This is a genomic window from Paenibacillus sp. FSL M7-0896, from assembly GCF_037975415.1.
In the GTDB taxonomy this organism is placed as follows: Bacteria; Bacillota; Bacilli; order Paenibacillales; family Paenibacillaceae; genus Paenibacillus_AQ; species Paenibacillus_AQ silagei.
On the sequence record NZ_CP150250.1, the window covers coordinates 7015926 to 7041945 of the forward strand.

General features: G+C 54.2%; 22 protein-coding genes and 1 riboswitch. Of the genes, 8 read left to right on the forward strand and 14 right to left on the reverse strand.

The window, feature by feature from the left end:
- Positions 1-42 precede the first annotated feature (42 nt).
- From MKY12_RS30335 to MKY12_RS30345, 3 genes are all read right to left on the reverse strand, one after another.
- Positions 43-3114 (reverse strand): ATP-binding protein, encoded by a 3072-nt coding sequence (locus tag MKY12_RS30335; protein WP_339311999.1) that lies wholly within the window; start codon positions 3112-3114, stop codon positions 43-45.
- A 137-nt stretch (positions 3115-3251) separates the two neighbouring features.
- Positions 3252-4550: a nucleobase:cation symporter-2 family protein gene (locus tag MKY12_RS30340; protein ID WP_076081459.1), complete on the reverse strand. Its 1299-nt coding sequence runs from the start codon at positions 4548-4550 to the stop codon at positions 3252-3254.
- The gene (locus tag MKY12_RS30345; RefSeq protein ID WP_209868713.1) at positions 4544-5149 is read right to left on the reverse strand and encodes a xanthine phosphoribosyltransferase; all 606 of its coding nucleotides are present in this window, start codon (positions 5147-5149) and stop codon (positions 4544-4546) included. Before MKY12_RS30345 ends, MKY12_RS30340 begins: the two co-directional genes overlap by 7 nt.
- A 183-nt stretch (positions 5150-5332) precedes the next feature.
- Positions 5333-5436: riboswitch (purine riboswitch) on the reverse strand.
- Between the two features lie 304 nt (positions 5437-5740).
- Here MKY12_RS30345 and MKY12_RS30350 point away from each other — a divergent pair.
- The 4 genes from MKY12_RS30350 (at position 5741) to MKY12_RS30365 (ending at position 11941) form a co-directional block, all read left to right on the forward strand.
- On the forward strand, positions 5741-9286 hold the full coding sequence (locus MKY12_RS30350; protein WP_339312001.1) for a response regulator: 3546 nt from the start codon (positions 5741-5743) through the stop codon (positions 9284-9286).
- Between the two features lie 8 nt (positions 9287-9294).
- Positions 9295-10470: an ATP-binding protein gene (locus MKY12_RS30355; protein WP_339252181.1), complete on the forward strand. Its 1176-nt coding sequence runs from the start codon at positions 9295-9297 to the stop codon at positions 10468-10470.
- 146 nt (positions 10471-10616) lie between these two features.
- The gene (locus MKY12_RS30360; RefSeq protein WP_339312002.1) at positions 10617-11477 is read left to right on the forward strand and encodes an AraC family transcriptional regulator; all 861 of its coding nucleotides are present in this window, start codon (positions 10617-10619) and stop codon (positions 11475-11477) included.
- An 80-nt stretch (positions 11478-11557) separates the two neighbouring features.
- Positions 11558-11941: a VOC family protein gene (locus MKY12_RS30365; RefSeq protein ID WP_209868718.1), complete on the forward strand. Its 384-nt coding sequence runs from the start codon at positions 11558-11560 to the stop codon at positions 11939-11941.
- 62 nt (positions 11942-12003) lie between these two features.
- Here MKY12_RS30365 and MKY12_RS30370 read toward each other — a convergent pair whose 3' ends face one another.
- The 3 genes from MKY12_RS30370 to MKY12_RS30380 all read right to left on the reverse strand — a co-directional run bounded on the left by MKY12_RS30370 (position 12004) and on the right by MKY12_RS30380 (position 15244).
- Positions 12004-12930 carry an AEC family transporter gene (locus MKY12_RS30370; protein WP_036722754.1) on the reverse strand — a complete coding sequence of 309 codons (927 nt, stop codon included), beginning with the start codon at positions 12928-12930 and terminating at the stop codon, positions 12004-12006.
- A 248-nt stretch (positions 12931-13178) separates the two neighbouring features.
- Positions 13179-13661, reverse strand: coding sequence for a transcription elongation factor GreA (gene greA / locus MKY12_RS30375; protein ID WP_036691918.1), 483 nt, complete (start codon positions 13659-13661; stop codon positions 13179-13181).
- A 116-nt stretch (positions 13662-13777) separates the two neighbouring features.
- Positions 13778-15244 carry an MDR family MFS transporter gene (locus tag MKY12_RS30380; RefSeq protein ID WP_339312004.1) on the reverse strand — a complete coding sequence of 489 codons (1467 nt, stop codon included), beginning with the start codon at positions 15242-15244 and terminating at the stop codon, positions 13778-13780.
- Positions 15245-15469: 225 nt separating this feature from the next.
- Between MKY12_RS30380 and MKY12_RS30385 the strand changes: the two genes are divergently transcribed.
- The 4 genes from MKY12_RS30385 (at position 15470) to MKY12_RS30400 (ending at position 18263) form a co-directional block, all read left to right on the forward strand.
- On the forward strand, positions 15470-15901 hold the full coding sequence (locus MKY12_RS30385) for a MarR family transcriptional regulator (protein ID WP_339312006.1): 432 nt from the start codon (positions 15470-15472) through the stop codon (positions 15899-15901).
- 96 nt (positions 15902-15997) lie between these two features.
- Positions 15998-17167 carry an ATP-grasp domain-containing protein gene (locus MKY12_RS30390; protein ID WP_036722758.1) on the forward strand — a complete coding sequence of 390 codons (1170 nt, stop codon included), beginning with the start codon at positions 15998-16000 and terminating at the stop codon, positions 17165-17167.
- 13 nt (positions 17168-17180) lie between these two features.
- Positions 17181-17933: an alpha/beta hydrolase-fold protein gene (locus MKY12_RS30395; RefSeq protein WP_339312008.1), complete on the forward strand. Its 753-nt coding sequence runs from the start codon at positions 17181-17183 to the stop codon at positions 17931-17933.
- A 102-nt stretch (positions 17934-18035) separates the two neighbouring features.
- Positions 18036-18263 carry a hypothetical protein gene (locus tag MKY12_RS30400; RefSeq protein WP_339312010.1) on the forward strand — a complete coding sequence of 76 codons (228 nt, stop codon included), beginning with the start codon at positions 18036-18038 and terminating at the stop codon, positions 18261-18263.
- A gap of 259 nt (positions 18264-18522) precedes the next feature.
- On the opposite strand, the gene MKY12_RS30405 is transcribed toward MKY12_RS30400, so the two are convergent.
- The 8 genes from MKY12_RS30405 to MKY12_RS30440 form a co-directional block, all read right to left on the reverse strand.
- The gene (locus MKY12_RS30405; RefSeq protein ID WP_076081434.1) at positions 18523-18810 is read right to left on the reverse strand and encodes a DUF6509 family protein; all 288 of its coding nucleotides are present in this window, start codon (positions 18808-18810) and stop codon (positions 18523-18525) included.
- Between the two features lie 33 nt (positions 18811-18843).
- Complete coding sequence (gene rlmN / locus MKY12_RS30410) at positions 18844-19932, reverse strand: 23S rRNA (adenine(2503)-C(2))-methyltransferase RlmN (RefSeq protein WP_036722765.1); 1089 nt, start codon at positions 19930-19932, stop codon at positions 18844-18846.
- A 217-nt stretch (positions 19933-20149) separates the two neighbouring features.
- Positions 20150-20506, reverse strand: a complete 357-nt coding sequence (locus MKY12_RS30415; RefSeq protein WP_036722768.1) for a nucleotide excision repair endonuclease — start codon at positions 20504-20506, stop codon at positions 20150-20152.
- Between the two features lie 211 nt (positions 20507-20717).
- Positions 20718-21905 (reverse strand): nitric oxide synthase oxygenase, encoded by a 1188-nt coding sequence (locus tag MKY12_RS30420; protein WP_339312012.1) that lies wholly within the window; start codon positions 21903-21905, stop codon positions 20718-20720.
- 47 nt (positions 21906-21952) lie between these two features.
- Positions 21953-22801 (reverse strand): EcsC family protein, encoded by an 849-nt coding sequence (locus MKY12_RS30425; RefSeq protein WP_339312013.1) that lies wholly within the window; start codon positions 22799-22801, stop codon positions 21953-21955.
- A 161-nt stretch (positions 22802-22962) separates the two neighbouring features.
- Complete coding sequence (locus tag MKY12_RS30430; protein ID WP_339312015.1) at positions 22963-23244, reverse strand: hypothetical protein; 282 nt, start codon at positions 23242-23244, stop codon at positions 22963-22965.
- Between the two features lie 573 nt (positions 23245-23817).
- A complete protein-coding gene (locus tag MKY12_RS30435) occupies positions 23818-25239 on the reverse strand; it encodes a hypothetical protein (protein ID WP_339252202.1) in 1422 nt (473 codons plus the stop codon).
- A gap of 235 nt (positions 25240-25474) precedes the next feature.
- Positions 25475-26020 (reverse strand): hypothetical protein, encoded by a 546-nt coding sequence (locus MKY12_RS30440; protein WP_339312016.1) that lies wholly within the window; start codon positions 26018-26020, stop codon positions 25475-25477.

Genomic DNA, 26020 nt, shown 5'->3' on the forward strand with positions numbered 1-26020 from the left:
AGTCGGACTCACCTCCTCTTCGTTCGTAGTTCTCAAATACCTTTAGGTGGGGATGGTATATGATATAGCGGTTCCCCTTCCCGGTACACTGTCGATATTCAGGCCTGCTCCGTACATCTTGAGCAGACGGTGCTGAATATTGCGCAGCCCTATGCCCCCCTCTGTCCGCTCTTCCGAGAGGACCTCAGCAATCTTCTCCGGAGTCATTCCTACACCGTCATCCATGACTGCTACCTTGAGGCAGCCGGGCAGCAGCTCAACTGTCAGCCGTACCGTCCCTCCGGCCTCTTTCTGCATCAGGCCATGATTAACGGCATTCTCCACAATCGGCTGGATGCTCAGCGGCGGAACCATCGCCATCACATCCTCCGGCACATCGAACTCGATGTTCAGCCGTTCATCGAACCTCGCCTGCTCCAGCGCAAGATAGGATTTGACCAGTCCCAGCTCCTTCTCCATAGAAACCGTCTGTCCCCGGTTCTGGAAGTCGAAGCTGCTCCGCAGGTATTGGCTGAGGTCCAGCAGCAGCTCCGTGGCCTTGTCCGGGTCCTCCGGACAGACCGAGATAATGGCGTTCAGCGCATTATATAAGAAATGCGGCTTAATCTGTGCCTGCAGGAAGGCAATCTCCGACTGGACAGATACACGGATCGACTTGCGCATATCCAGCAGGGTCTGCATCCGTGCCTTGAATTCGCGCACCTCCACCGGCTTGCTCAGATAATCATTCGCTCCGGCCTCGAAGGCTGCGAGGATATCATCAGGACGGCTGCTCGCCATCAGCACCAGAATCGGTAACTCGGACAAAGTAAACCGTTCACGGATGGCCTTGCATAACAGAAGCCCGGGCATTTCCGGCATTACCCAGTCGGCAATCACCAGATCAAGCTCAGGATGCTGCTGGATGATCTGGATCGCCTCAGCCCCGCTGCTGGCGGTAATCACAGAATGGTTATCCAGCTGCAATACGCCTACCAGCACGCGGAGATTAACGGGATCATTATCCACTACCAGAATGGAGCAGCAGTCTTCAGACGGCAGCTGCACAGGCTCTTCTCCGGGAAGCGGGTACGAAGGCGCCGTCTCCCAGCCGTGAAGCTCTCCGAATTCCTCCTCCAGCAGTGCATTGCTCCTCTGCAGGATCGGCTGGGTGAAGCAGAAGACGGAGCCGTGCCCCAGTTCGGAATGTACCTCAATCTCCCCGCCCGTCAGTTCTACCAGCCTCTGGGTAATGCTGAGGCCAAGCCCGTTCTCGCGGTAGACCTTACTGGCGGCAGGACCGCTTGGATCATTGGCATCGAAGATCGTACGCAGACGCTCAGGCGCGATACCCTGGCCAGTGTCTGTTATGATGATGGCAACATACTCTTCTTTAACCTCAGCAGACAGTGTTATCACGCCTCTGGGCGTATAATTCACTGCACTTGCGAGTAAATTATGCAGAATCTGAGCGAACCGCTGCTCATCCGTCTCCAGCAGCGGAAGCTGCTCCGGCAGACTCAGCCGGAATTCCAGCTGGCTGTTGCCGTAGACCTGACGGGTGACCGCCATAATGGAGGAAGCTGCCATGCGGAGATCGACGGCCTGCCGGCGCAGGAAGAGCGAGCCGTGATTCAGCTTCGCGAAGTCCGACATATCATGGATCAGGGCTGTAAGCCGCTTGCCCGTGGAGACAATCGTGAGCAGCTGATCCTGCTGGGCAGCGCTGATGGAGCCGGCCGTCCCCTGAGCCAGCACCTTGGCCATGTTGACAATCCCCTGCAGCGGCCTTCGCAGCTCCTGCGAGGTATCGGAGATGAAGTCATCCTTCAAGCCGTCAAGCGACAAAAGACGGCGTGAGAGCTGTTCCACTTCGCGGAAGGAAGCTGCGTATTGCCGGGTCATAAGGATCGCCTGCACGAACCCGAACAGGAGTATCTCGTAGGAGATGATGAAATAGCTGAAGGTCATGCCCATGAAGCTGACCAGATAATAGATAATGACCACGCTCAGGCTCTCGATACTGACCATCATCAGGAACATATTCTTCGGATTTCGCCGGGTGCCCTGGACCATGGAGTAGAGCACGAAGCCCAGGCTTACGGAGCCCCAAGTCAGCAGCAGAACCTCCAGATAGCTGAACAGATAGGCCGGGACGAAGGCAGCAATCAGCAGCAGGAATGCCGTAACCAGCCTGGAGGCCTTAATCATCCCAATGGACATCGGGTAGTTCACTGAATTGGCGACATAGTGCAGGAGATAATAATAGACCAGTGTAGAGGACGCAAGCTGCAGCTTGAGTATAATCTCGTAAGGGAAGCCGGGCAGCGCCGCCAGGATAAGCTTTTCACCATGCGTAAAAATGTAGACAAAGGCCGCTATGCAGAACAAGCCCAGATACAATGTGACCCCCCGGCTCTCCCTTACCTTGGAGAACATCAGCAGGAAGAGGGCTAGCACGAAGAATCCGATCAGGGCAGCCCCGTCTACAAACAGGGCAAATTCCCTGTGCTTCAAAATAGCGGCCTGATTACCGATCACAATCGGCTGAACGATCCCGCCTGAGGAGTAGCTGTAGTTAGCTACCTGCACAATAATCTCCATGGTATCCCCGGTTACCGAGGCGAATCCCATAAAAGGCATGTTATTCTGTCTGCCCTCAGAGGCCGAGGCTGCCGGGGTTCCGCTGCTTCCAATCTCCTGCCCGTTCAGATAGACCTTGCCGGCACTGCGGATGTTGCTGGTGCGCAGGCCGTAGACCATTGCTTCCCCTGGGGTAATCTTCGCCTGGAGGCGGTATGTAGCATAGCCTTTGGCTCTGCGCCCGCCCTGTTCAGAGATATCGTCGTTCCACTTCCCAGGGACCTGAATCATCGTAGAGGAGGCGGGGACCTCCTTACCAGCGTTCACCGGATGGAAATCCTCTGGCGACAGCAGCACATCCCGGTACAGCTCCCACTCTCCATCCAGCTTCATAATCCCGTCGTGGCGGGCGTCCCAGGAGCGAAGGTCAATCACACCCTGCACCGCCTGCGGCCTGTCTCCCTTAATCTGATGTGTCTGGAGGACCGAGAGCAGCGGAACGATCAACACCAGCACCAGACTGCCGAGAATGCTCAGCCAATACTTTCTCATGTCCTCTGCCAGTCCCTTCTAGTTGTCATTGTATAAATTATACAACAGGCTCCGTTCATCTGAAGCAAAAAAAAGCCGAGTTCCATTTATTTCGGAATCGGCTGTTCATCTTATTAGAGCTACGCGGATGGAATATTTTACTTCGTTTCCGGAGCGGCTGCGGCAGGAACCGCACTCTCCTGGGTCTTCGACAAGAAGATATTCAGAATGATCGCTGTCAGCGACCCGGACACGATTCCATTCTGCAGCAGCATTCTGGCGAATTCCGGCAGCTGGTCGAACATGGACGGAAGCACTGCAGAGCCGAGGCCCACCGCGATGCTGCAGGCAGCAATCAGCAGATTGCCGTCCTTGCGCAGATCCACATCGGACAGAATCGACATACCGGAAGCGGCGACCGAGCCGAACATGACAATCATCGCCCCGCCCAGCACCGCATTCGGCACCACTGTAGTCAGTGCCGCCAGCTTAGGCAGCAGACCAAGTACGATCATAATTCCGCCTGCTGCAAAAATAACATTCCGCGTCTTCACCCGCGTCAGCGACAGCAAGCCGACATTCTGGGAGAATGCGGTGTACGGGAAGGCATTGAACAGGCCCCCCAGCATGATGGCCAGTCCCTCGGAACGCAGGCCGTTCACGATCTGCTTCTGCTCCACCTGCTGGTCCGTCGCCTTACCTACGGCAAAGTAGACCCCGGTGGATTCGACCATAGACACAATATTGACGATGATCATTGTGAATATGGCGGTAATGCTGAACTGAGGCCAGCCGAAGTAGAACGGCTGTGCAACGCTGACCCAGGAAGCTGTGGTCACGGTAGAGAAATGAACAATGCCCATGGCATAGCCGATTACTGTACCCACTACAAGTCCTACCAGCACAGATACGGAGCGCAGGAACCCTGTGGTCAGCCGGTTAACGGCCAGAATAACGAGCAGTGTGATCAGAGCCAGCAGCAGATTGCGGGGCTGCCCGAAGTCGGCGCTGCCCTGGCCGCCGGCCACATTATTCATCGCTACGGGAATCAGCGACAGTCCGATGATTGTGACTACCGAGCCGGTGACCACGGTCGGGAAGAACTTCAGCAGCTTCCCGTACACCGGGGCTGCCAGCACCACGAACAACCCGGAGATAATGATTGCGCCATAAGCCGTTGCCAGATTGGAGCCTGAAGCGATGGCGATAATCGGGCTAACGGCTGTGAAGGTACAGCCGAGAACAACCGGCAGCCCGCTTCCGAAATATTTGCTGCCCATAATCTGCAGCAGGGTCGCCAGTCCACAGGTGAACAGATCCGCTGCAATCAGATACGCCATCTGCGTACCATTCAAGTTGAGTGCTCCCCCGACAACCAGCGGTACTATGACCGCTCCGGCATACATCGCCAGTACATGCTGAAGCCCTAGGGCCAGTATCTTCTGTTTGCTTAACATCCTGCACGCTCCTTGATTAATCCTTCATTATCTATGAAATGAATCTCACCCGGCGACATGGAAGCAATCCGTGCCAGGGAATACACCGGAACTCCGCGCTGCTCCAGCAGACCGCGTCCCTCCTGGAAGCTCTTCTCGATGACACAGCCGACCCCGGCCAGCTGCGCCCCCGACTCTGCTACGATATCGCATAGCCCTACAAGCGCCGCGCCGGTAGCCAGGAAATCATCAACGATCAATACGGTATCGTCCGGCCCGAGATATTTCTGTGAGATGCTGATCTGGTAGTCCTCTTGACGGGTGAAGGAGTGAACCGGTGCCGAATACACCGCTTCGGACAAGGTGACTGCCTTCTTCTTCTTGGCGTAGATGAACGGAACACCCAGCGCAATTCCCGCCGCCATGGCGAACTGAATGCCGCTGGCCTCCACAGTCAGCACCTTGGTGATCTGCCGGTCTCCGAAGACTGCTGCGAATTCCTTCCCGATCGCAAGCGCAAGCGCCGTGTCTACCTGATGGTTAAGAAATGAGTCCACTTTCAGCACAGTCTCCGATAGAATTAAGCCTTCTTGTCTAATGCGTTCTTCTAATACTTTCATTACAGCGGATCTTCCTCCTTAGAAATAAAAAAAACAGATAAATTAAAAAGGACAGATTCCCTGAGTGTTTCTCTCAAGTGAATCTGTCCTTCTGGGTTTTTGTCCCTTGGTGGTGTAACACATATACGTGTCCGCATCGCTTGGACCAGTCTTTCCCGTGCCGCAGCACAAGAAACGGAACCCTAGATGCGCTATTTCACTCATAGTCGGATAATTACAGTGGCTATCCGGTAGAAACTTATGGGCCATATTCCCAAGATTATATGAGTTATATGAAATCTGTTATTTGAACTCAGAATGAATCATGTTTGTTATCTTACACGCTCTACCCGCTGCTTACAAGCAAAATTTTAAGTAAATTGCGGTGATTTCAAAGTTTTCATGAAACCTCCTGCAAAAGCGGGCCTGTCTCCGGGAAGCCTTGTAAATTTTAGGTTTAAGGTGTTTTCTTCATGTCTTCTATATCACTGAAGCTCCATAAAAGCTATAATTATATAGCTTAGCATTCTAACTGAACAAAGGCGGCGAACAATGAGAATAAAACAACAGGTTTGGTTAGCAACTTCAGCTACTATACTGCTGTTAGGCAGTATGATTACTATATCTTTCCTCTATATGGAGGGCGGGTCGCGCTTGCTTGCAGCAGGATTAGGCGCGGGCGGCATTCTGGTCAGTATTGGACTTCTTTACAGTATCGGACGGAATGTTGACCGCGGCCTGAAGCAGATCAAGGAGATCTCGCAGGATATCGCCGCAGACCGTCTCAACCCTGCGGCGGCGGCTACTGTGCGGACGGATGAATTCGGGCAGCTGGCCGCTTCCTTTTTCAGGCTGGCGGCTGACCTTCACCATAGAACCGCCGATGAGCGCGAGCTGCGGCTTAGAGCCGAAGAACAGGCCTGGATTAATACGCAGGTATCTGAGATGGCGCTGCTGCTTCAAGGCTCTGTCCAGCTGAGGACGGCCTCGCGTGTGTTCATCGGCAGGCTGGCTACCGCTGTCGGCGGAAGCTACGGGGCGGTCTATCTGAAGCAGGGCGGCCAGCTGAACTTCGCGGCCGGCTATGCCTTCGATGATTCCGCCGGACAGCAGGAGTCCATACCGCTGGGCAGCGGCCTGGTCGGACAATGCGCACTCGATGGGCAGATGATTGTTCTGCAGGATCTTCCAGAGCATTATATCAAGGTCCGTTCCGGTCTGGGGGAGGCTGCGCCTGCCTCATTGATTATAGTTCCTATTAAGCATGAGCAGGAAATTGTTGCTGTCATGGAGCTGGCGGCACTACGCCCGTTCAGCTCCAAGGAGATGCAGCTGATAGAACGCACCGGACAGAATATGGGCGTGCTGATTAATACACTGGCGGATGTCGCCCGGATCGAAGATCTGCTGAGTGAGACTCAGCTGCAGAAGGATGAACTGGAAGCCCAGACGGAAGAACTGACCGCCCAGACCCAGGAGCTGGAAGCCCAGACCGAAGAGCTGATGGCCCAGACAGAGGAGCTGCGCCTGCAGACCGACCAGTTACAGGACCAGAAGACTGAACTGGAGGCGCAGTCCGAGAGCCTGCTGACCTCCAATGAACAGCTTCAGACACAAATGAAGCTCACAGAGGCCCAGAAGGACGAGATTGAAGCCCAGACAGAGGAACTGCGGCAGCAGACGGAAGAGCTGCATGCCTCCAACCTGGAATTGCAGAATCAGATGGAGATTTCCCGCCGGCAAACCATGGAAATCAAGGCCCAGGCCGACGAGATCTCTGCGGCAAACCGCGATATGCAGAAGCAGCTTCAAATCACCGAAATGCAAAAGTCCGAGATCGCAGATCAGGCCGAGGAGCTCCAGGCCCAGACGAGTGAATTGCTGGAGCAGAAGGAGCAGCTTCAGGCTCAGACAGAAGAGCTTCAGGCTCAGACGGAGGAGCTTCAGGCCCAGACAGATACATTGCAAACTCAGGCCGATGAACTGCTGATCCAGAAGGAGGAGCTGACTGCCTCCCATGATCAGCTGCTGCTCCAAGTCGAGCTTACTGAGAAGCAGAAGGAGGAGATCCAGGCGCAGGCGCAGGAGATCTTCATGGCCGCGCAGTACAAATCGGAATTCCTGGCCAATGTCTCCCATGAGCTGCGCACCCCGCTGAACAGCCTGCTGATCCTCTCGCAAATTCTTGCCGAGAATAAGGACGGCAATCTGGAAGCGAAGCAGCTGGAATACGTTCATACGATCTTCTCGGCAGGCAAGGATCTCCTGCAGCTGATCGATGAGATTCTTGATCTGGCGAAGCTGGAGGTCGGCAAAATGACTCCTGTCATCGAGCCGGTCTCCCCGCTGGATCTCAGCAATCATGTCTTCCGCCACTTCGAACAACAGGCCAAGAAGAAGAACCTGCGGTTCGATGTCCATTCCGACAACCGGCTGCCGGATTATCTGATGACCGACGGTCACAGATTGCAGCAGGTCTTGAATAATCTGTTATCCAACGCCATCAAATTCACACCGGAGCAAGGCTCCGTCTCCCTGTCGATCCGCACCAGCGGCGAAGAGGTCATCTTCGCCGTCAGCGATACCGGTATCGGCATTGCCGCCTCCAAGCTGGAGAGTATCTTCGAGGCGTTCCAGCAGGCAGACGGCACCACCAGCCGCAAATACGGCGGCACCGGTCTCGGCCTCACAATCTGCCGGGAGCTGGCTACCCTGCTGGGCGGAAGAATTGAGGTGGATTCCGTGGAAGGCAAGGGCAGCACCTTCTCCCTCATTATTCCCGCTGTAGAACCGGGAGAGGATGCCCAGACCCTTGCTGCCGCAGCCTATTCAGCAGCAGCCTCTCCGGAGCTTCCGGCTTCCGAGCCTATCCGCCGCGAGAATCCGGCCTTCCGCGAGTCCTTCGTGCCCGACATTTCCATCTCTAATCCGAAGCTGCTGCAATATGCGGAAATGGATGATGACCGCAGCAATTTGCTAAGCGGGGATATTACCCTGCTGATTATCGAGGAGGACGCCGAATTCGCCGCCCGGCTGCTGGAGCTGGCGCGCAGCCGGGGCTTCAAGGCTATCGTCGCCTTCCAGGGCGATCAGGGGCTTGCCCTGGCCCATGCCTACAAGCCTGATGCAATCCTGCTGGATCTGCATCTTCCCGTTCTGGACGGCTGGTCCATTATCAGCCGCCTGAAGAGCCGGCCGGAGCTGCGACATATCCCTGTGCATGTCATCTCGACAGCCGAGGAGAACCAGCAGAGCCTGTCGATGGGGGCTTTATCCTTTTGGAAGAAGCCGAATGATTATGCAGAGCTGGAAGCAGCCTTTCTCCAGATTGAGACTTATATCCGCCGTCCGGTGAAGAGTCTGCTGATTGTCGAAGACAACAAGGTTCTGCGCGGCAGTCTTGTCGAATTCATCGCCCATCCCGATGTGAACATTATTGCAGTGGGCACCGGAAGAGAAGCGATGGAGCATCTGGCCAGCCATCATTTTGACTGTATGGTGCTGGACCTGGGTCTCTCGGATATTTCCGGCTTCGACCTGCTGGAGCAGGTCAAGACCAACCGCAAGCTGCAGACCCTGCCGGTGATTATTTATACAGGCAAGGATCTCAGCAAGACCGATGAGCAGCGCCTTAAGCACTACGCCGAGAGTATTGTGATCAAGAACGTGCGTTCAATGGAACGTCTCTATGACGATACGGCCCTCTACCTCCACCGCAAGCATGCAGACCTGCCTTTGGATAAGCAGCGCCTGATCGAGAACCTGCATAATCCGGAGTCCGCTTTTGCCGGGAAAAGCATTCTGCTTGTGGATGATGATATGCGTAACATTTTTGCGTTATCCAGTGTGCTGGAAGGTTATAATATGGAGATCAGCTTTGCCCAGAATGGCAGAGAAGCCCTGGAGCATCTGGAGACCCACCCGGGCGTAGAGCTGATATTCATGGATATTATGATGCCGGAGATGGATGGTTACGAGACGATGAAGCATATCCGGCTAAATCCAGACTATGATCAGATCGTCATTATTGCGCTGACCGCCCGCGCCTTGGAGGAAGACCGGGTCAAATGCCTCGAAGCTGGGGCGAGCGATTATATATCCAAACCGATTAATACCACACAGCTGGTGAGAGTGCTGAAATTATGGTTGATTCAATAGGAGGCAGCATGGAGTATCCGATTAATATTTTGGTTGTAGATGACCGGGCAGACGAGTTCCTGTCCATTCAGGCATTGCTGGCCGATTCACCCTACCGGCTGGTTCAAGCCCTCTCGGGCCTGGATGCTCTGAAATGTCTGCTGGAGCAGGAATTCGCCCTGATCATTATGGATGTGCTCATGCCTGGCATGAACGGATTTGAAACGGCGAAACGGATTAAGATGCGTCAGAAGTCACGGGATATCCCTATTATTTTCTTAACCTCGCTGACCTCGGAGCTGGAGAACTATATGTTGGCTTACTCGGCCGGGGCCATTGACTATCTGACCAAGCCGTTCCATCCGACCGTGTTAAAAAGCAAGATTGACGGCTTCGTCCGTCTCTACCAGACCCGCAAGGAGCTGCAGCTCAAAACGCAGGAGCTGGAGAAGGCCAACGGCATCCTGACCGAGCTGAAGGAGACGGCCGAGTTGGCGTTGCGGATCAAGAGCGGCTTCCTTGCCATGATGAGCCATGAGATCCGCACCCCGCTGAACGGGATTATTGCCATGTCGGATGTGCTTCGTTCCTCCGAGCTGTCTGCTGACGACCAGGAGATGGCCGAAATCATTCATACCAGCGGTCACGCGCTTGTCTCTGTCATTACGCACATCCTGGACTTCACCAAGATCGAATCCGGTAAAATGGAGCTGGATTACGAGCTGTTCAATCTTCACTCCTGCATCAAAGAAACGGTCGATCTGTTCAGGGCTCTGGCGAAAGAACGCAACCTGACACTGGAGACCTCTATTGATTCTGACATTCCTGCCCTGCTTATCGGTGACCCCAACCGTCTGCGCCAGGTACTGAATAACCTGATCGGCAATGCCATCAAGTTCACGATCACCGGCGGCGTCAAAGTGCATGTCCATCTCCGGCAGGCTATGGATAAGCTGCTGGAGCTGGAATTCATTATTGAAGATACCGGTATTGGCATTCCAGCAGATAAGATGAACTATCTGTTCCAGCCATTCACCCAGATCGGAGCCACCATCAACCGCAAGTTCGGCGGAACCGGCCTCGGGCTGTCCATCTGCAAAATGCTGGTCGACCTCATGGGCGGAACGATCTATGCCAAGCCGGGTCTAGTGGGCGGAGCTACCTTCATCTTCACCATCCAGGTCGCTGAAGGCCAGCCGGATTGAGGCTTCGCCCTATTGTTCAGCATGAAGCAGCCTCACTGTATACAAGAAGCTCCCCCTTCAGATCATGAAGAGGGAGCTTCTTTGTTATTGCTGTGGACTATTGTAGAATGGAGTGGACCAACTGTGGAAGGGGATGAACTCTATAGATGGGAACCTCCAGATTCCCTTTGTTCCAGCGGAACTTCGTTCTGCAAGCGAGAAGTACAACTCATCATTGGGAAGGCACTGGCCCCCTTTCCTTAAAGACATTTCGGAATGGCCGAGCCTATTACAAAACAAAACTCGGCCATTATGCTGTTGAGCGAGAGGGCTACCTCCTGTTAAATGAAGGGGAGCAGTACGCTATAGCCATAGAGTCAGAAACCGAAGTCGACTCTTTTTGTGTATTTTTCAAGACTGGCTTTGCTGAAGAGGTTCATAGAGCCGTTCATTTAGGAATAGAGAAGTCCTTAGACGATCCATTTTCAGAAACAACGCACCCGTTGCAATTTCACACCAAGTCATACCGCAATAGTCATCTGATAACTCCACTTCTCGAGAACTTCAAGAATTCCTTACCTGCACTCGGTAGCGAGAATCTCTGGGTCGATGAACAGTATCAAAGTCTAATTCATGCACTGCTTAACGTCCACCAGAAGATTTCTCAAGAAATTAATACCGTCCCCGGCACGCGCCAGGCCACCAGGGAGGAGCTGTTCCGGCGGTTGACTGTAGCATACGAGTACTTACATGCGTATTACAATCAAAACGTGTCCCTTGAAGAAGTTTCAAGAGTCGCTTGTCTTTCTAAAAACCATCTGATCCGCAACTTCCGCCACTTTTTCAAAAGAACGCCACACCAGTTCATCCTCGAAAAAAGGATACTTGAAGCACAGCGTCTCCTTGCTCAAACGGAAAGCAGTGTAACCGAGATTAGCCTAAGTGTTGGCTTCGACAATGTCTCTTCCTTCAATAAGGTTTTTAAACAAAGAACGGGACTCTCACCCCGGATGTTTAGAAAAAAGTGATTTTGGAAAAGTAACGCTTCATCCGCACATGTTACATTTACTGCGTGGAACATACAATATAACAAGGGAGCGATATTCACATGAATTCAGAATTTCAAATCAAAGGCATTGGGCAAATATCCATTCGTGTACATGACATGGAGGCTGCCACCCGGTTCTATCAAGATACTCTAGGCCTAAATCTGTTATTTCAGATCCCAAACATGACCTTCCTGGAGTGTAACGGACTTCAGATGGTCTTGAGTATTGCTGAAGACCCGAGGTTCGATCATCCCAGCTCGGTGTTCTATTTCCAAGTCGACAATATACACGCATCGTACGAAACGTTAGTCGGGCGGAATGTACATTTCCTGGACAAGCCGCATAAAGTGGCTGAGATGGGTCAAACCGCAACCTGGATGACGTTCTTTCAGGACCCCGATCAGAATGTACATGCACTAATGAGTGAAGTGCCTGTGTCTTAATTTCCAGGGGGGGCACGATTGCCCCTCTATTCGGTTATTCGCATACATTCGGCCCGCGAACCCTATCCCCCCACCACCGCAATCAGCACCGGCAGGACCAGGAAGGAGGCCAGCGTCGTCCAGACGATACAGCGTGAGACCAGCGCAGGCGAGCTGCCGAAGCGTTCAGCCAGGACGACGGAATTGACAGCCACCGGCATGGAAGCCAGGATCAGCAGCACCGAGAACAGGGTGCCTGTGATGTTCAGGGCGAGCAGCACCAGCGCGGCCAGCAGCGGAGCCAGAACCAGCCGGACGGTCAGCCCCGTCCAGAAGGCCAGCTGCACATTGCGCTCCGTGTGCGCGGCTCTGACCTTCACCATCTGTGCGCCGAGAATCGCCAGCACAACTGGCGAATACGCACCGGCGACCATTGACACTCCCGAAGCCAGCTCATGCGGCATATGCAGGCCAAGCGCCCGCAGCAGCAGTGCCAGAATGGCGGCGTAGATGGCCGGCAGCGAGAAGACTGACTTCAACGCGCTGCGCACGGAGAACTGTGACCGGGCGGCAAAATACACGCCGATCGTATTCACGATCACCATCTGGGCGATGACATAGACTGATGCCTTGTCCAGGCCCAGCTGGCCGAAGGCCAGCAGCACCAGCGGCAGGCCATAATTGACGCTGTTCGTGAAGGTGGAGATGAGCGTAAGACCGGCGGCCTCCGGCGGAGCCAGCTTCAGCATTTTACCGATTAGGGTTGCCACACCCCACAGCAGAAACAGGTTCATGAGCGAAAAGGCCAGTGTCTTATAGACATCATCGAAGGAGATATCCGCCGTAGCCAGCGTGTCGAGAATAATGGCCGGACTGAGAAAATACAGGTACAGCGTCAGCAGGGGCTTCGTATCGAGCTGCTTATACCGGCCAAGCAGCGCTCCGGCGGCCACCGGAATGGACAGGGGTACGATGACCTCAACAAGTGTCGTGAGTACATTCTGAATCACAAGCCAGGACTCCTCTATGTAGTAGTTATTTTCTACTATAACCCTCCTTGGCAGGGAGCGTCTAAGACAAGGAAGCAATATCCTTGATAGCAATTGCCTATGACCCCCGCCGCGTGCAGACAAAATAACCCCACAAAGTGGAGCTTTAGCGTAGGTGTTGACTCAGGTACTTTGCGGAGACCCCAAAACATAAAAAAAATCCCGCACCCTTAAATGAAGGGCTACGGGATTCCGGTTAGGTCTTCCTTTTACAGCATTTTGATCTCAAGCAGCTCGTATTTGATGATCCCCATCGGGGCATTGACGCTGATGATATCGCCTACCTTTTTGCCGATCAGCTCTTTGCCGAGCGGGCTCTCGTAGGAAATCTTGTTGTCCAGCACATCGGCTTCCGCCGGGCCAACCACTCTATATTCAATCTTCTCCGAGTACTCCACATCGTTGAGGATAACGATGCAGCCTACACTGACTGTACTCAGATCCATATTGCTGGCATCCACGATCTGCGCCTTGATCAGCATCTTCTCCAGAATCATAATGCGGGTCTCCATGAAGGATTGATCCTCCTTGGCGGAGTGGTATTCGCTGTTCTCCTTCAGATCGCCGTAGCTGATCGCCAGCTTAAGCCGGGCTGCAAGCTCCTTGCGACCTGCTCCCTTCAGTTCCCTCAGCTCTTCCTCCAGCTTAGCCAAGCCTTCTTTGGTCAAAAATACTTCGTCATTATTAGACATGTATACAACTCCTATTATTTGCTCACTTTATAGTATTCTAACTCATAATCGCCCAACATGCGAAGAGAAAGCGCTATAACGCATTATTAAGGAGTATTTACGGCAGAGTCCCGGCTTCAAGCCTCCGCTTGCGGAGCAGGGGCAGCTGCTGGCTTGCCGCTACTGCCTCTCAGGAGGAAGGTCAGCGGAATAGCCAGCAGCCCCACTGCCGTAGCGATCAGGAAAATATCCTGTACGCCCATCGTCATCCCCTGCGCTTTCAGCAGAGAACCCGCTGCCCGGACCGTCCCATCTGCAAGCTCCTGCTGATGGGCCAGCGATCTGGAGGCGAGCAGCGAGCTGAATACGGCAATGGACAAGGCACCTGTAGCCTGGCGGACCCAGTTGGTTACAGATGAGGCATGGCCGGTAATGGCTCTTGGCACCGCCGACATTCCGGCATTGGTCACCGGCATGAAGGCCAGCGCAATGCCGACATTGCGCACCGCCATAAGCACCGCCACACGGGTATGGGTCACGGCCAGCGTGATGTGGGCAAGCTCCCAGGTCGAGGCGCTTAGCAGCAGAATACCGCCCAGGATCAGCCAGAACGGTCCAATCCGGGAGTACAGCTTGCCAACCACCGGTGACAAAACAGCCATCACGATAGAGCCTGGCAACAGCACCAGCGCGGTCTTCAGCGGGGTAGACTGCTGGATATCCTGCAGGAAGACCGGGATCAGAAAGGTCCCCGAGTATAACGCAACGGTAATAATACAGTTGATGATCAGGCTGTAGGTGAACCGGCTCTGCCGGAATACCTTCAGATTCAGCAGCGGCTCCTGGATCGACAGCTCTCTGCGGATGAAATACGTTAAGGCCGCCGCCCCAACCAGCAGCAGGGTCAGGGTGTTCCATGACATCCAGCCCCAGGCGCCCCCTTTATTGAAGGCCAGAATAATGAAGGCGCTGCTCAGAATGACTGTGACGAAGCCCGGCAGATCAAAGCTTCTGCTCCCGGTGTTCTGCCGCTGGAATGGCAGGCACTTCAAAGCTACGGCAATGGCAATCAGGCCAATCGGCAGATTAATCACGAACAGCGATTTCCAGCCGAAGTATCCGGTCAGCCAGCCGCCGAGTGTCGGGCCGAAGGCAGGCGCCAGCATCGAGGACAGGCTCCAGAGACTCATGGCGAAGGCCTGCTTTTCTTTGCCGATAAACTGATAAATCATCGTCATGGTGGTAGGGATGATCAGGCCGCCGAATATTCCCTGGATAATGCGGAAGGTAATCAGTGAATGAATATTCCAGGCCACCGTACACAGTGCCGAGAACAAGGTGAAGCCCGACAGGGCGAATACGTACAGAACCTTATAGCTCCATTTATCCCCGAAATATCCCACCACAGGCGCAATGACGCCGGTAGCCAGCAGATAACCGGTAATCATCCATTGTACGGTGCTGATCCCGGCGTGGAAGTCGTTCAAGAAGACCGGGAATGCTACGTTAATGGTGGTTGTACTGAGAATAGCCATGAAATTGCCGAAAAAAATGGCCAGAATAATCAGCCAGAATGATGAATGTTTTGCCGCCGGACTGCTCAAGGGCGCTCTCTCCTCTATTTTGCGGTTCACCTTAATATAGGTGTATGATACAATTAAATTAATATATGTGTATTATACAACTATATGTTTGAAAGTCAATGTAACTTATTTCATGATTCTTTCATATGAGGCGAGAATATCCGGTAGCCTTAGCATAAGGCCGGTATTATCAATTATACTAGGGAGACATATGACAAAGTAACCGGTAAAGGACGGAATCGAACTATGGCTGATGAACAGAAGGACAAGCACCTCGAAGCGCTGAACCAGGAGCTGATCACGCTGATCCGCCTCGGCTCGCTGGATAAGAAGCATGGCGGGCTGGACCGCTCCTCGTATACCCTGCTCCACCATCTGTCGATACACGACAAGGTAGGCGTTAAGGCGCTTGCCGAACAATTCGGCCTCGACACCTCTACCATCAGCAGGCAGACAAGTGTCCTGGAGGCGAAGAACTATGTGGAACGGGTGCCTGATCCGCAGGATGGGCGCTCCAGCTATTTTCAGCTTACTGCGCTTGGTGCACAGACCTTCGCCGAGGCCCGGGACATCCGGCTTGCGCGCTACGGGGAGATCTTCGGGGATTGGTCCCCGGAGGACTGCGGACTCTTCAGCGGACTGCTCGCCCGGCTCAACCGCACCCTGCAGCCAAAATAGCACTAAGAGGATTGACGAATACTAACGAAGCTGGTAGATTGAATTAATCATACAAAATAACTCGGAATTATATTTTAGCCAAAGGGGCCGGTCTGCATGAACTTTATTTTCTTTTCCCCGCATTTCCCCAAGAACAGCGCTGAATTCTGTACGCATCTGCGGGAGCAGGGAGCCACAGTGCTTGGGATTGGCGATGCAGCCTATGACCAGTTGGAGGACAAGCTGAAATCGGCATTGACCGAGTACTATAGGGTAAGCAACCTCGAGAGCTACGAGGAGATTCTGCGGGCTGTCGGTTATTTCACCCATAAGTACGGCAAGATTGACCGCTTCGAGTCGCTGAATGAATACTGGCTGGAGCAGGATGCCGCGATCCGTACGGACTTCAACATCTACGGCACTAAATCGGATTTCGTCCATAATCTGAAGCAGAAGTCCAAGATGAAGGAATTTTTCCGCAAAAGCGGGGTAAGCACCGTCCAGTTCTCCACCGGCACAACGCGTGAGAGCGTCGAGAGCTTCATCCAGAGCGCCGGCTTCCCGCTGGTGGTGAAGCCCGATCTCGGCTCCGGGGCCAGTAACACGTATAAGATCAATAACGAAGAGGAGCTCCAGCACTTTTTTGACACGAAGCCGGAGGATGTAGCCTTCATTATTGAGGAATTCATAGACGGGGTCATCCTCACCTATGACGGGCTGGTAGACAGGGACGGGAATGTACGCTTCGCGGTCAGCCACCTGTTCGAGAACAGTGTGATGGATGTCGTCAATACGGACAATCACCTCTACTACTTCTGTCTGCGGGAGATCAGTCCAGAGGTCGAGGAGGCGGGCCGGAGCATTTTGCAGGCTTTTGACATCCGGGAACGGTTCTTCCATATCGAGCTGTTCAAATCGCACAAGGATGGCCGGATCATTGCCCTGGAAGTAAATATGCGCCCGCCCGGCGCTTGGATGACTGATGCGATTAACTTCGCCTATGATGTGAATGTGTATAAGGAATGGGCCAGCATGGTTGTGCATAATGAGGTCGGCGGTCCATACGAAGGCAAATATTATACCGGCTATGCCAGCCGCAAGAATCATAAGCATTACGCTCACAGCCATGAGGACATCTACCATGCATTCGGAGGGAAGATCGTCAATTATGACGAGATTGAAGAGGTCTTCAGCAGAGCAATGGGCAACCGCGCTTATCAGTTCCGTTCACCCGAGCTTTCGGAGGTCAGAGACATTAGAGGCTATATTCAACAAGAAGAGGGATAGGATGTGTTAACGGATGAGGATAAGCTACCATAAGGAGTACAGCCACAACCTGGGCAGAGACATGGAGTATAAAATTTACGGCCACGCCGGCAAACCGATGCTCGTCTTCCCCACCTCGCTTGGACGCTTTTATCAATATGAGGATTCGGGCATGATCGGCACGCTCGCGCCCTTCATTGAAGCGGGTAAGCTGCAGATCTGGGCCTGCGACAGTCTGGACGAGGAGACCTTCTTCTCCACTCACTGGAACAACGAGGACCGGATGCACCGTCATGAGCAGTATGACAAATATATCGCGCATGAGCTGATTCCCGGCATCCTCCATGAGAGCAAGCACAACAACGGCGGGACCGACCAGCGCATTCTGATCTCCGGCTGCTCGATGGGCGCTTATTACAGCGCCAGTTTCTTTTTCCGTTATCCGCACTATTTCGATACCTTGATCGCCCTGAGCGGCGTCTATTCCACCTATTACTTCTTCGGCGACTATATGAGCGGGAACGTCTATCTCAATTCACCGCTGCATTACCTGCCGGGGCTGACGGATGAGCATTATCTGAACCAGTACCGCAACAGCAATATCATCCTCTGTGTCGGTCAAGGGGCGTATGAGGACGAGATGCTGCATGAGACCCGGCTGCTTCAGGAGGTGCTGGGGCAGAAGGGCATTCCGGCCCGGATCGACTACTGGGGCCATGATGTCAGCCATGACTGGCCATGGTGGAACAAGCAGATTCATTATTATGTGGAAGGCTGCCTGGGATAGTGAAGCTGGGGCTTGAACGCGAATCTATTTGAATAAAATCATCCTACCAGATGAATGGGATTACCTGCGCGCCACCGTAATGTATGCTGTTTTTTACATACATTGCGCAGCGCGAGGGCTTCCGGGCTGATTGTAATCGGAAAACCGATTATATTGCGCAGCACGAGGGCTTCCAAGGGGATTGTAATCGGAAAACCGATTACATTGGGCAGCGAGAGGGCTTCCGGGGCGATTGTAATCGGAAAACCGATTACATTGGGCGGCGCGAGGGCTTCCGGGGCGATTGTAATCGGAAAACCGATTACATTCGAGCCATGCGCCTACATGTGAGTACAATGTATGCTGTTTTCCATATACATTCGGGCCATATGCCGCTGTACCAGCCGATAGTACTCGTTTTTCAGCATACTTTTAACCGATGAAACTAAATTCACTCTTGCTCCTCGCGGCTACCCTTCAGCCACATTCAGCAACTAAGTACTCTGCGAATCATTCAACATGAGGAAACTATAATTTCCTATAGAAGCACAAAAAAAAGGAACTGCTGAAATCAGCAGTTCCTTTTTCTTAAGACCGTTGCCGCCCTGTCCTATGCAGGAACATGCTCCGAACAGAATTGAAGCAGCGCGGCTTCCTCATCTTCTTCCATATCGAAATCGAGCAGCTGGCCTGACGAGGTCTCCAGCAGATCGTAGCTGACAATGCTTGTCTGCTCTTCTTCCACTTTGACAATCACGCGGGCGGACACGCCGTTCTCCACGTACAGCTCATCATCCTCCGGCACATCAATATTCACGACGAACTCATATCGCTTGCCGCTTAGGATATTAAATGGATCTCTTACGTTCTCCACGGTGTAGCTTGTAAATGTCAACAAGTTGCATTCCTCATTTCTCAATTCACTGCCAGATTATTGTAACACAGTATCTGCGGCTTTGCCTTTGGTCTTCTTAATCTGCTTGCTGCGCAGCTGTCCGCAGGCCGCATCAATATCGACGCCCTGCTCCAGCCGGGTGCTGACACTGACACCCTGCTTCTTCAGCGTATCGAAGAAGGCACGCACCGACTCCCGACTGCTCCGCTGATATTGGCTATGCTCATCTACGGGATTATACGGAATCAGGTTGACGTTCGCCAGCTGGCGGCGGTCTCCGATCAACTCGGCCAGCTCCAGCGCATGCTCCTCGCGGTCATTGATATCCTTCAGCAGGATATACTCCAGCGTGATTCTCCGGTTCGTCTTCTCCAGATAGTAATCAATCGCCGGCATTAACTTCTCTATAGGAATGGCCCGGTTAATCTTCATAATCTGTGTCCGCAGCTCATTATTTGGGGCATGCAGCGAGATCGCCAGATTGACCTGCATATTGGCGTCGGCGAATTCTCTGATTTTGTCCGCCAAACCGCTGGTGGATACGGTGATTCCTTTGCCGGCAATCGCCAGGCCCTTGTGATCCTTGATGGTAATCAGGAAGTTCAGCAGATGCCGGAAGTTATCGAACGGCTCGCCGATCCCCATAACCACGACATGGGTGACCTTCTGGCCCAGACCAGCCTGATCCAGATAATGCTGGACCTTCATAATCTGCTCCACGATCTCGCCGCTGGTCAGGTCCCGGCTCTTCGCCAGCAGCCCGCTTGCACAGAAGCTGCACCCGATATTACAGCCGACCTGAGTGGTGACACATACGGACAAGCCGTACTTCTGCCGCATCATCACTGTCTCAATCAGGTTGCCGTCCTGGAGGCGGAAGAGGAACTTCACCGTACCGTCGGCCGATTCCTGCTTGACATGCTCTTCCATCGTCTGAAACACATAATGCTCTTCCAGCAGCTCTATGCATTCCTGATTCATTCCGTCCATCTCGGCGAAGCTGGTGATCCGCTTGCGGTACAGCCATTCCCAGACAGCAGCGGCCCGGGATTTCTTGTGGCCATGCTCCAGCAGCCATGCCGTCAATTGCTCCAAAGTCAATCCATAAATGGATTCTTTATTCATTTCATATCCTCTTTTCAAAACATTAAAGTTCAATCTATCTATTCTACCTTGACAGGGACATTAGCAGCAACAATACCTTATTGTCTCAAATTTCGTTTATTAAAACAAGAGGAAAACGCTGCGGATTCGGGCCTTCGGAGGGGGAAGTGCCTGGATAATCGGGTGGAACCTTCAAAAAAAGCGCAGTCCGCAGGGACCACGCCTTTTCCATCAAACCTTATTTATACAGAACCTTCTCGACATTGTACTTCGCGCGAAGCTTGTTCACGATGTAGGTCTCATAAATCTCTCTGTCCACCGGATCTTCGACGAGGCATACTTCGATGCGGGTAACCTCATCGCGGTGGGGCTTCATCACGGATACATTATCCTCGAAATGCTTCTTGATCCGCGGTCTTAGCTTGCGGGCCTTGCCCACAAACAACAGCTCGTCCTGATCATTGTAGAACATGAAGATGCCGCCGGCTTCGCGGGTAATCAGGTGGAAATCGGTGAATCCGTAAATATGGCTCAGCTCAGGGTTAGCTTGCTTGTAAATAATAACTTCCGGTGACGGAATGGTAATGCTGATCATTATGCTTCACTTCCTCATTGGATATAGAAATAAATAGTATCACAGAATGGGTAACGTGACTATTTCTATCTTGCGCAAATTGGCCCATAGGTTACTTGCGCTTCGGCTTCAATTCCGGCATGTTCAGCGTAAGCGCCATATTGCACAGCATCGAATTAGCCAGGAAGGTGCTCACCTTCACCTCAGGATGCGCAAACCCGGCAGCTATTGATCAATCACTCTTCATGGACTGGTGAAAAGGGCAACCCTTCACTTCTGCACCCTCAGCGCCATGCTGCTGAGAATCAGCCTCCTTCTTCCGGTAGACGAAGCGCGGGCTTAGCTGCAAATCACGCAGCTTGTTGTCATTCCAGATCGGCGTGGAGGAAGGCGACATCGGAGGGATCAGCCAGCCCCACTTGCCTGACACTTCCCGACCCTGCTGCTGCTCCTGTTCCTGGAAGCGGACGAACTGGTCTGCGGCTGTATGATGATCCACAATACTGACCCCTGCCTGCTTGAAGGAATGGAGGACCGCCCGGTTCAGTTCCAGTAGTGCCCGGTCTTTCCACAGCGAGGTGTTCGTGGAGCGGTCCAGGCCCAGAAGATCAGCCACCGCAGGCAGGCGGTTGTAGCGGTCCGTATCGCCGAAATTCCGCGAGCCGATCTCCGTCTCCATGTACCAGCCGTTAAATGGCGCTGCCGGATAACGGATGCCGCCGATCTCCAGGCACATGTCCGAGACAATCGGAACGGAATACCAGCGCAGGCCCAGCTCCGTGAATTGCGGGATCTCCGGGTGGCTGAGCGGCACCTCCTGTACAAGTCCTGCCGGGATAGGGAAGCAGCGGGGTTCCTCCCCGCCGATGCTGATTACGAGCGGCAGAATGTCGAAATCCCCGCCCGTGCCCTGCCAGCCCAGCTTAAGGCAGATGGCGGTGAATTCATCCGAAGCCGGATCACCGGCACGCGGATGCTCACCGTCCCCGGGATAACCGGCATAGCGGATCAACTGATGATTCCAGATCCGGATAGCACGGCCTTGCTCCTCTTCACTGCGAAAGACGGTAATGACCGGCCGGATACGGCCGCCGTTATTCGCATGCTTCATATGATGCAGCAGCGCCTCCGCGACCTCCGTTACTGTCTCTGCTCTGCGGGCGTCAATCACATCTAGGGAATGCCAAAACAGTCTTCCGATGCAGCGGCTGTTATGGCGCCAGGCCATCCTTGCCCCGTGCGCCAGCTCTTCCCCCGTATGCTTGTATGTACCTGTGTGTTGCACCTCTTCCCGTATGTCCGCCAGACGCAGGTCCCGTTCACCCTCTGTTAACCCCAGCTCCTGATAGCAGGCCGCAATGAAAGACTCCGCCTGCCGGATCAACTCCTGAGTGTTATGCTGTGGAACTGTGTGTTTCATCTTCTCTCTCCTATCCATGCGTGCCCTGCTACAGTACCCTCAGCGTATCATCTCTGTTCCAGCTCTGCCAGCCTGGAGATAATCCGTCTTTTGCGGTAGAGCATCCGCGCAGCCTCTGTGACCTCTTCCAGCGTCTTGCGGTTGAGGTATGCGCCGAAGAACATGCCTGCAACCGGAACGGTTTGGAGCAGCTTTTTCCAGCCCCAATTGTCGCGGTATACAGTTACTACCTCCTTCCAGCCCTGAATCCTTGATACGGTCTCCTGGGTCGCGGCGAGAATGTTGCCGTCCCCGCCTGCCTGCAGATTCAGCTCCTTCAGCAGCGTGCGCTTCCCCACTACATCGGAGGAGGCGAACTGCATCACCTTCACGGTGAAGATCCGCTCGGCCTTATCGGTCGGATCGTAGCCATAACACAAGCCGATCTCCTGGATCGCCTTCAAGGAGAGTCCCAGGACAGCCGGAATATCGGCAGCCAGTGTGAAAATCCCGCCGAAGCCCGTAGTCGCCCCCTGAGCCGTAGCCGTATTCCGGCTCCGCTCCGCGAGCTTCAGTGCCGCTGCATCCATGACAGCCAGCGGGTAAGGCCCAGTAGAGGGAGCGCCCGCCGCCCGGCTTGTCTCTTCCATCAGCTTGCCCACCTTGCGCCCGGCCACCAGATAGTTGCCGCCGTTCTGGATGTAGCCGCCCAGTTCATCGAGCAGCCGGCCTACCTTATCGTGGATAATCTTTGGCGTAATTGCATCTAGCAGCTTGAACGGCAGCCGGGTTATCCGGTCCCAGATCATCAGCCTATTCTGCTCTTTCTCCCACCTGGTAATCTCCTTAAGCGCGGCATACAGCATCTCCGGTGTCTCCGGAGGACTCCATGAACCGGTGTTGTCCGCTTCTGGCATAGGTATGTACCTCCCCTGAATGGTCTCGTCATTACCTTATAACCTATTTCACAGCAAATGATTGCACAAGTCCCCCATTCGCCCCTCGGGTACCATCAACAGCAAACAGGCATCTCGGATCAAATCCGGAAATGCCTGTTCACCATAGCCTGGTTCAGGCTTTAATCCTGTGACTCGCCTACCTGTCCATCCAGCGAAGACAATCTGCGCTTCTCTTCCTCCAGTCTCTCTTGGACCAGCTCTACCCCGTGTTTCCCGACCGAACCTTCCGGGGCATGGCGCACGGCTTCCTCAGCGTGCTCCAGGCTGTTCTCTGCCTGATCCATCATCTGCCCGATCGGATGACTCGAAGCCTGGGTTACAGCATTGTGCAGCTTCGTCACCGCATCGTGCGCCTGATCCACCGTACTGTTGGTGCGCAGACTAGATTCGTAATGCTTCATATTATACTTCCCCCTCCATCACAATGTCCGTTCTTCTGTAGGATGGATTAGGGAAGGAAATCTTATGCGGATTCTAGGCGCGGGGTTCACCCGGGGAGAATATTTATCTGGTTGTGGCGGGCAGCAACTGGTGCTACGTGTGATTTGGGGGAACAGGCTGGTTTCTGGAAATAACGGCGCTGGGGTCCGTATGCGCACGGGCGGGTGGAGGTGATTGTCCCCTTTTCGCACACTCTTGTTCCATGCGGACCGTACGGACGTTATTACTCTCAAAACCGTGGCCTTTCGCTCCATGCGGACTGGAGAGACCTTATCCCTCCATAAGCAAGGCCGAATTGGGCCAAATGGGAGCAATAAAGGCTCTGGAGTCCGCATGGGTTCGAAAACAGGCTGATTTCTGGAAATAACGGCGCTGGGGTCCGTACGTACCTGAGTGGCGGAGGTTATGAAGTTACAGCGCTCAGGTCTGTGTGTACTGGAGTGGTGGTGGCTCTGGAATTACGGCGCTGGGGTCCGTATGCGCCCGGGCCGGTGGAGGGTATGGTACCTTAAGCGGTGCCTATTAAACGGTGCCTACACCAGGAACATGGCGACTATGGTCATTGCCGTAAGGCCCAGCAGGACCGGCTTCAGATTGCGCCGGGCCAGCTCGAACGGGCTGACGCCGCAGATCGCAGCGGCGGGAATGAGCGCCCACGGGATCAGGGTGCCGCCGCCGACCCAGATGGCGGCCACCTGCCCAAGGGCGGTCAGCGTTGCCGCCCCGGAGTGGATCGCGGCGGCGAACAGCCCGGCAATCGAGCCGGCCAGCGAGATGCCGGAGAATCCGGAGCCGTCGAGGCCGGTAATCGCCCCGATTACCGTCAGCGTTACGGCTCCCACCACCCCGTTCAGCGGCACGTGATTCGCCAGGGCCACACCCAAGTCGTTCACGATGCCGTGCGAGCCGTCCGGCAGCACCTTGCCGTACAGCTCAGTGAAGGCTGCGTCGCCCAGATAGAAGAAGGCGGCAATCGGGATGACCGGCCCGAAGACCTTGAATCCGAAGGTGAAGCCTTCAATAAGATAAGCGGTTATTTTCTCCAGGCCCTGCCCCTGGCCGCGATGGGCCAGCAGGGTAATGACAATCAGGATCAGCACGGCGGTTCCCCCGACCAGCGCGGTAGCATCTCCGCCTTGCAGGTGAAGCACGAACATGCCGATCACATCCAGCAGGAAGAGCAGCGGAATGGCGATCGCCAGCCCTTTGCGCAGACGGTCACTCATGAGCACTGGCTGGTCATCATCCGTCCCCGCATCAGCCGGCGGCTCTGCTGCTCCCGGGGAAGCGACCAGGCCGTCTCTCCAGGTGCCATTCTTCTGGTCGCGCTTCATCATCCAGAATGCGCTCACCGTCGTGACTATCCCCATCACAGCAACCAGGGGGATACTGGCTTGCATCACGCTAGACACTGGAAGACCGGCGGCATCCGCCGTCAGCTTCGGAGCGCCTTGAATAATATAATCGCCGGAGAGGGCGATCCCGTGCCCGAACAGGTTCATGGCTACCGCTGCGCCCAGCGCAGGCAGACCGACCCGGACCGCCACCGGCAGCAGAACCGCCCCGACCAGCGCTACCGCAGGGGACGGCCAGAAGAAGAACGAGGTCACCATCATAATCAGTCCGATTCCCCAGTAGGCCATCGCCGGTGTGCGCAGGAACCGGGTGAGCGGAGATACCATCGTCTCGTTGATGCCTGTTATAATCAGAATCCGGCTCATCGCCACGATAATGGAGATAATCATTATGGTGCCGAGCAGCTCCTTGGTTGCATAGACAAAAGAATTAAAGATCCCCGACACCGACCCGCTAAGCGTCGCCGTCGCCAGCAGCCCGAGCGCCAGAATCCCGGTCACACAGATCATGGTCGTATCACGCCGCTTGATCAGCAGCGCCAGAATGAACACAATAAACACCAGATACACCCAATGAATCGCAGTAAGCTGGATACCCATTAGCCATGCGCCCCCTTTCCACTTACAAATAGCAAGCAGGTGCTATATGCTATGCAGGAGGATAGGCTATTGTTCGCGCACTCGCAGACCGGGAGGACCGCCAAGTAGAAACAGTTTTTCGAATACATCCGGCTCTCCATTTTACTTATTTATCCCGCTTCCCAACGCCATAGCAAAAAGACCCCTGCCTCCACCTCATATGGATTCAGGGATCTTATTTGCGGACTACACTCTGTTACCGGTGCCTGCCTGCTCTTCTGGCCCGGAGGAACGCTAGCTGCTTCAGTCTGTCCTGATCGTATAAGCTGCCCGCGATTTCCGGTTGCCCGGTATGTAGATGGGTAATCTCCTGTACGGCTGCTGGTCTGGGGGCGGCAGGAAGAAGGGAGGAGGTTCCGTCCCTGTGAACGATCAGACTATGGCCGGGTGAGGAGTGCGGCTCGCGCACATACTCGTCAAGATAGCCATACACCTTACGCTGCATCACAGGATCTTTGCTCATCTGCTGCAGAATATTCGGAGCGATTATAAGCTCCCGCTGATCACTCCGGTCTCCTGCGCCGGTCTTCTCCCCTTTGCTGCCCTCTTTGGCTACCGCCATAATGCGGACGGACAGCCTGTACCTTGCCTTGATTCTGCGTGCCTGATCCTCAATTGCCGCTCCCACAGCTGCCATCATCTCCGGGAAGCTGAGCGAAGATGAACCGGCAGAAGTATGGTCCGCCTGTTGCGGTGAGCGGGTCAGCGAAGCGGCGTTGATTCGTGATATGGGAATATACAT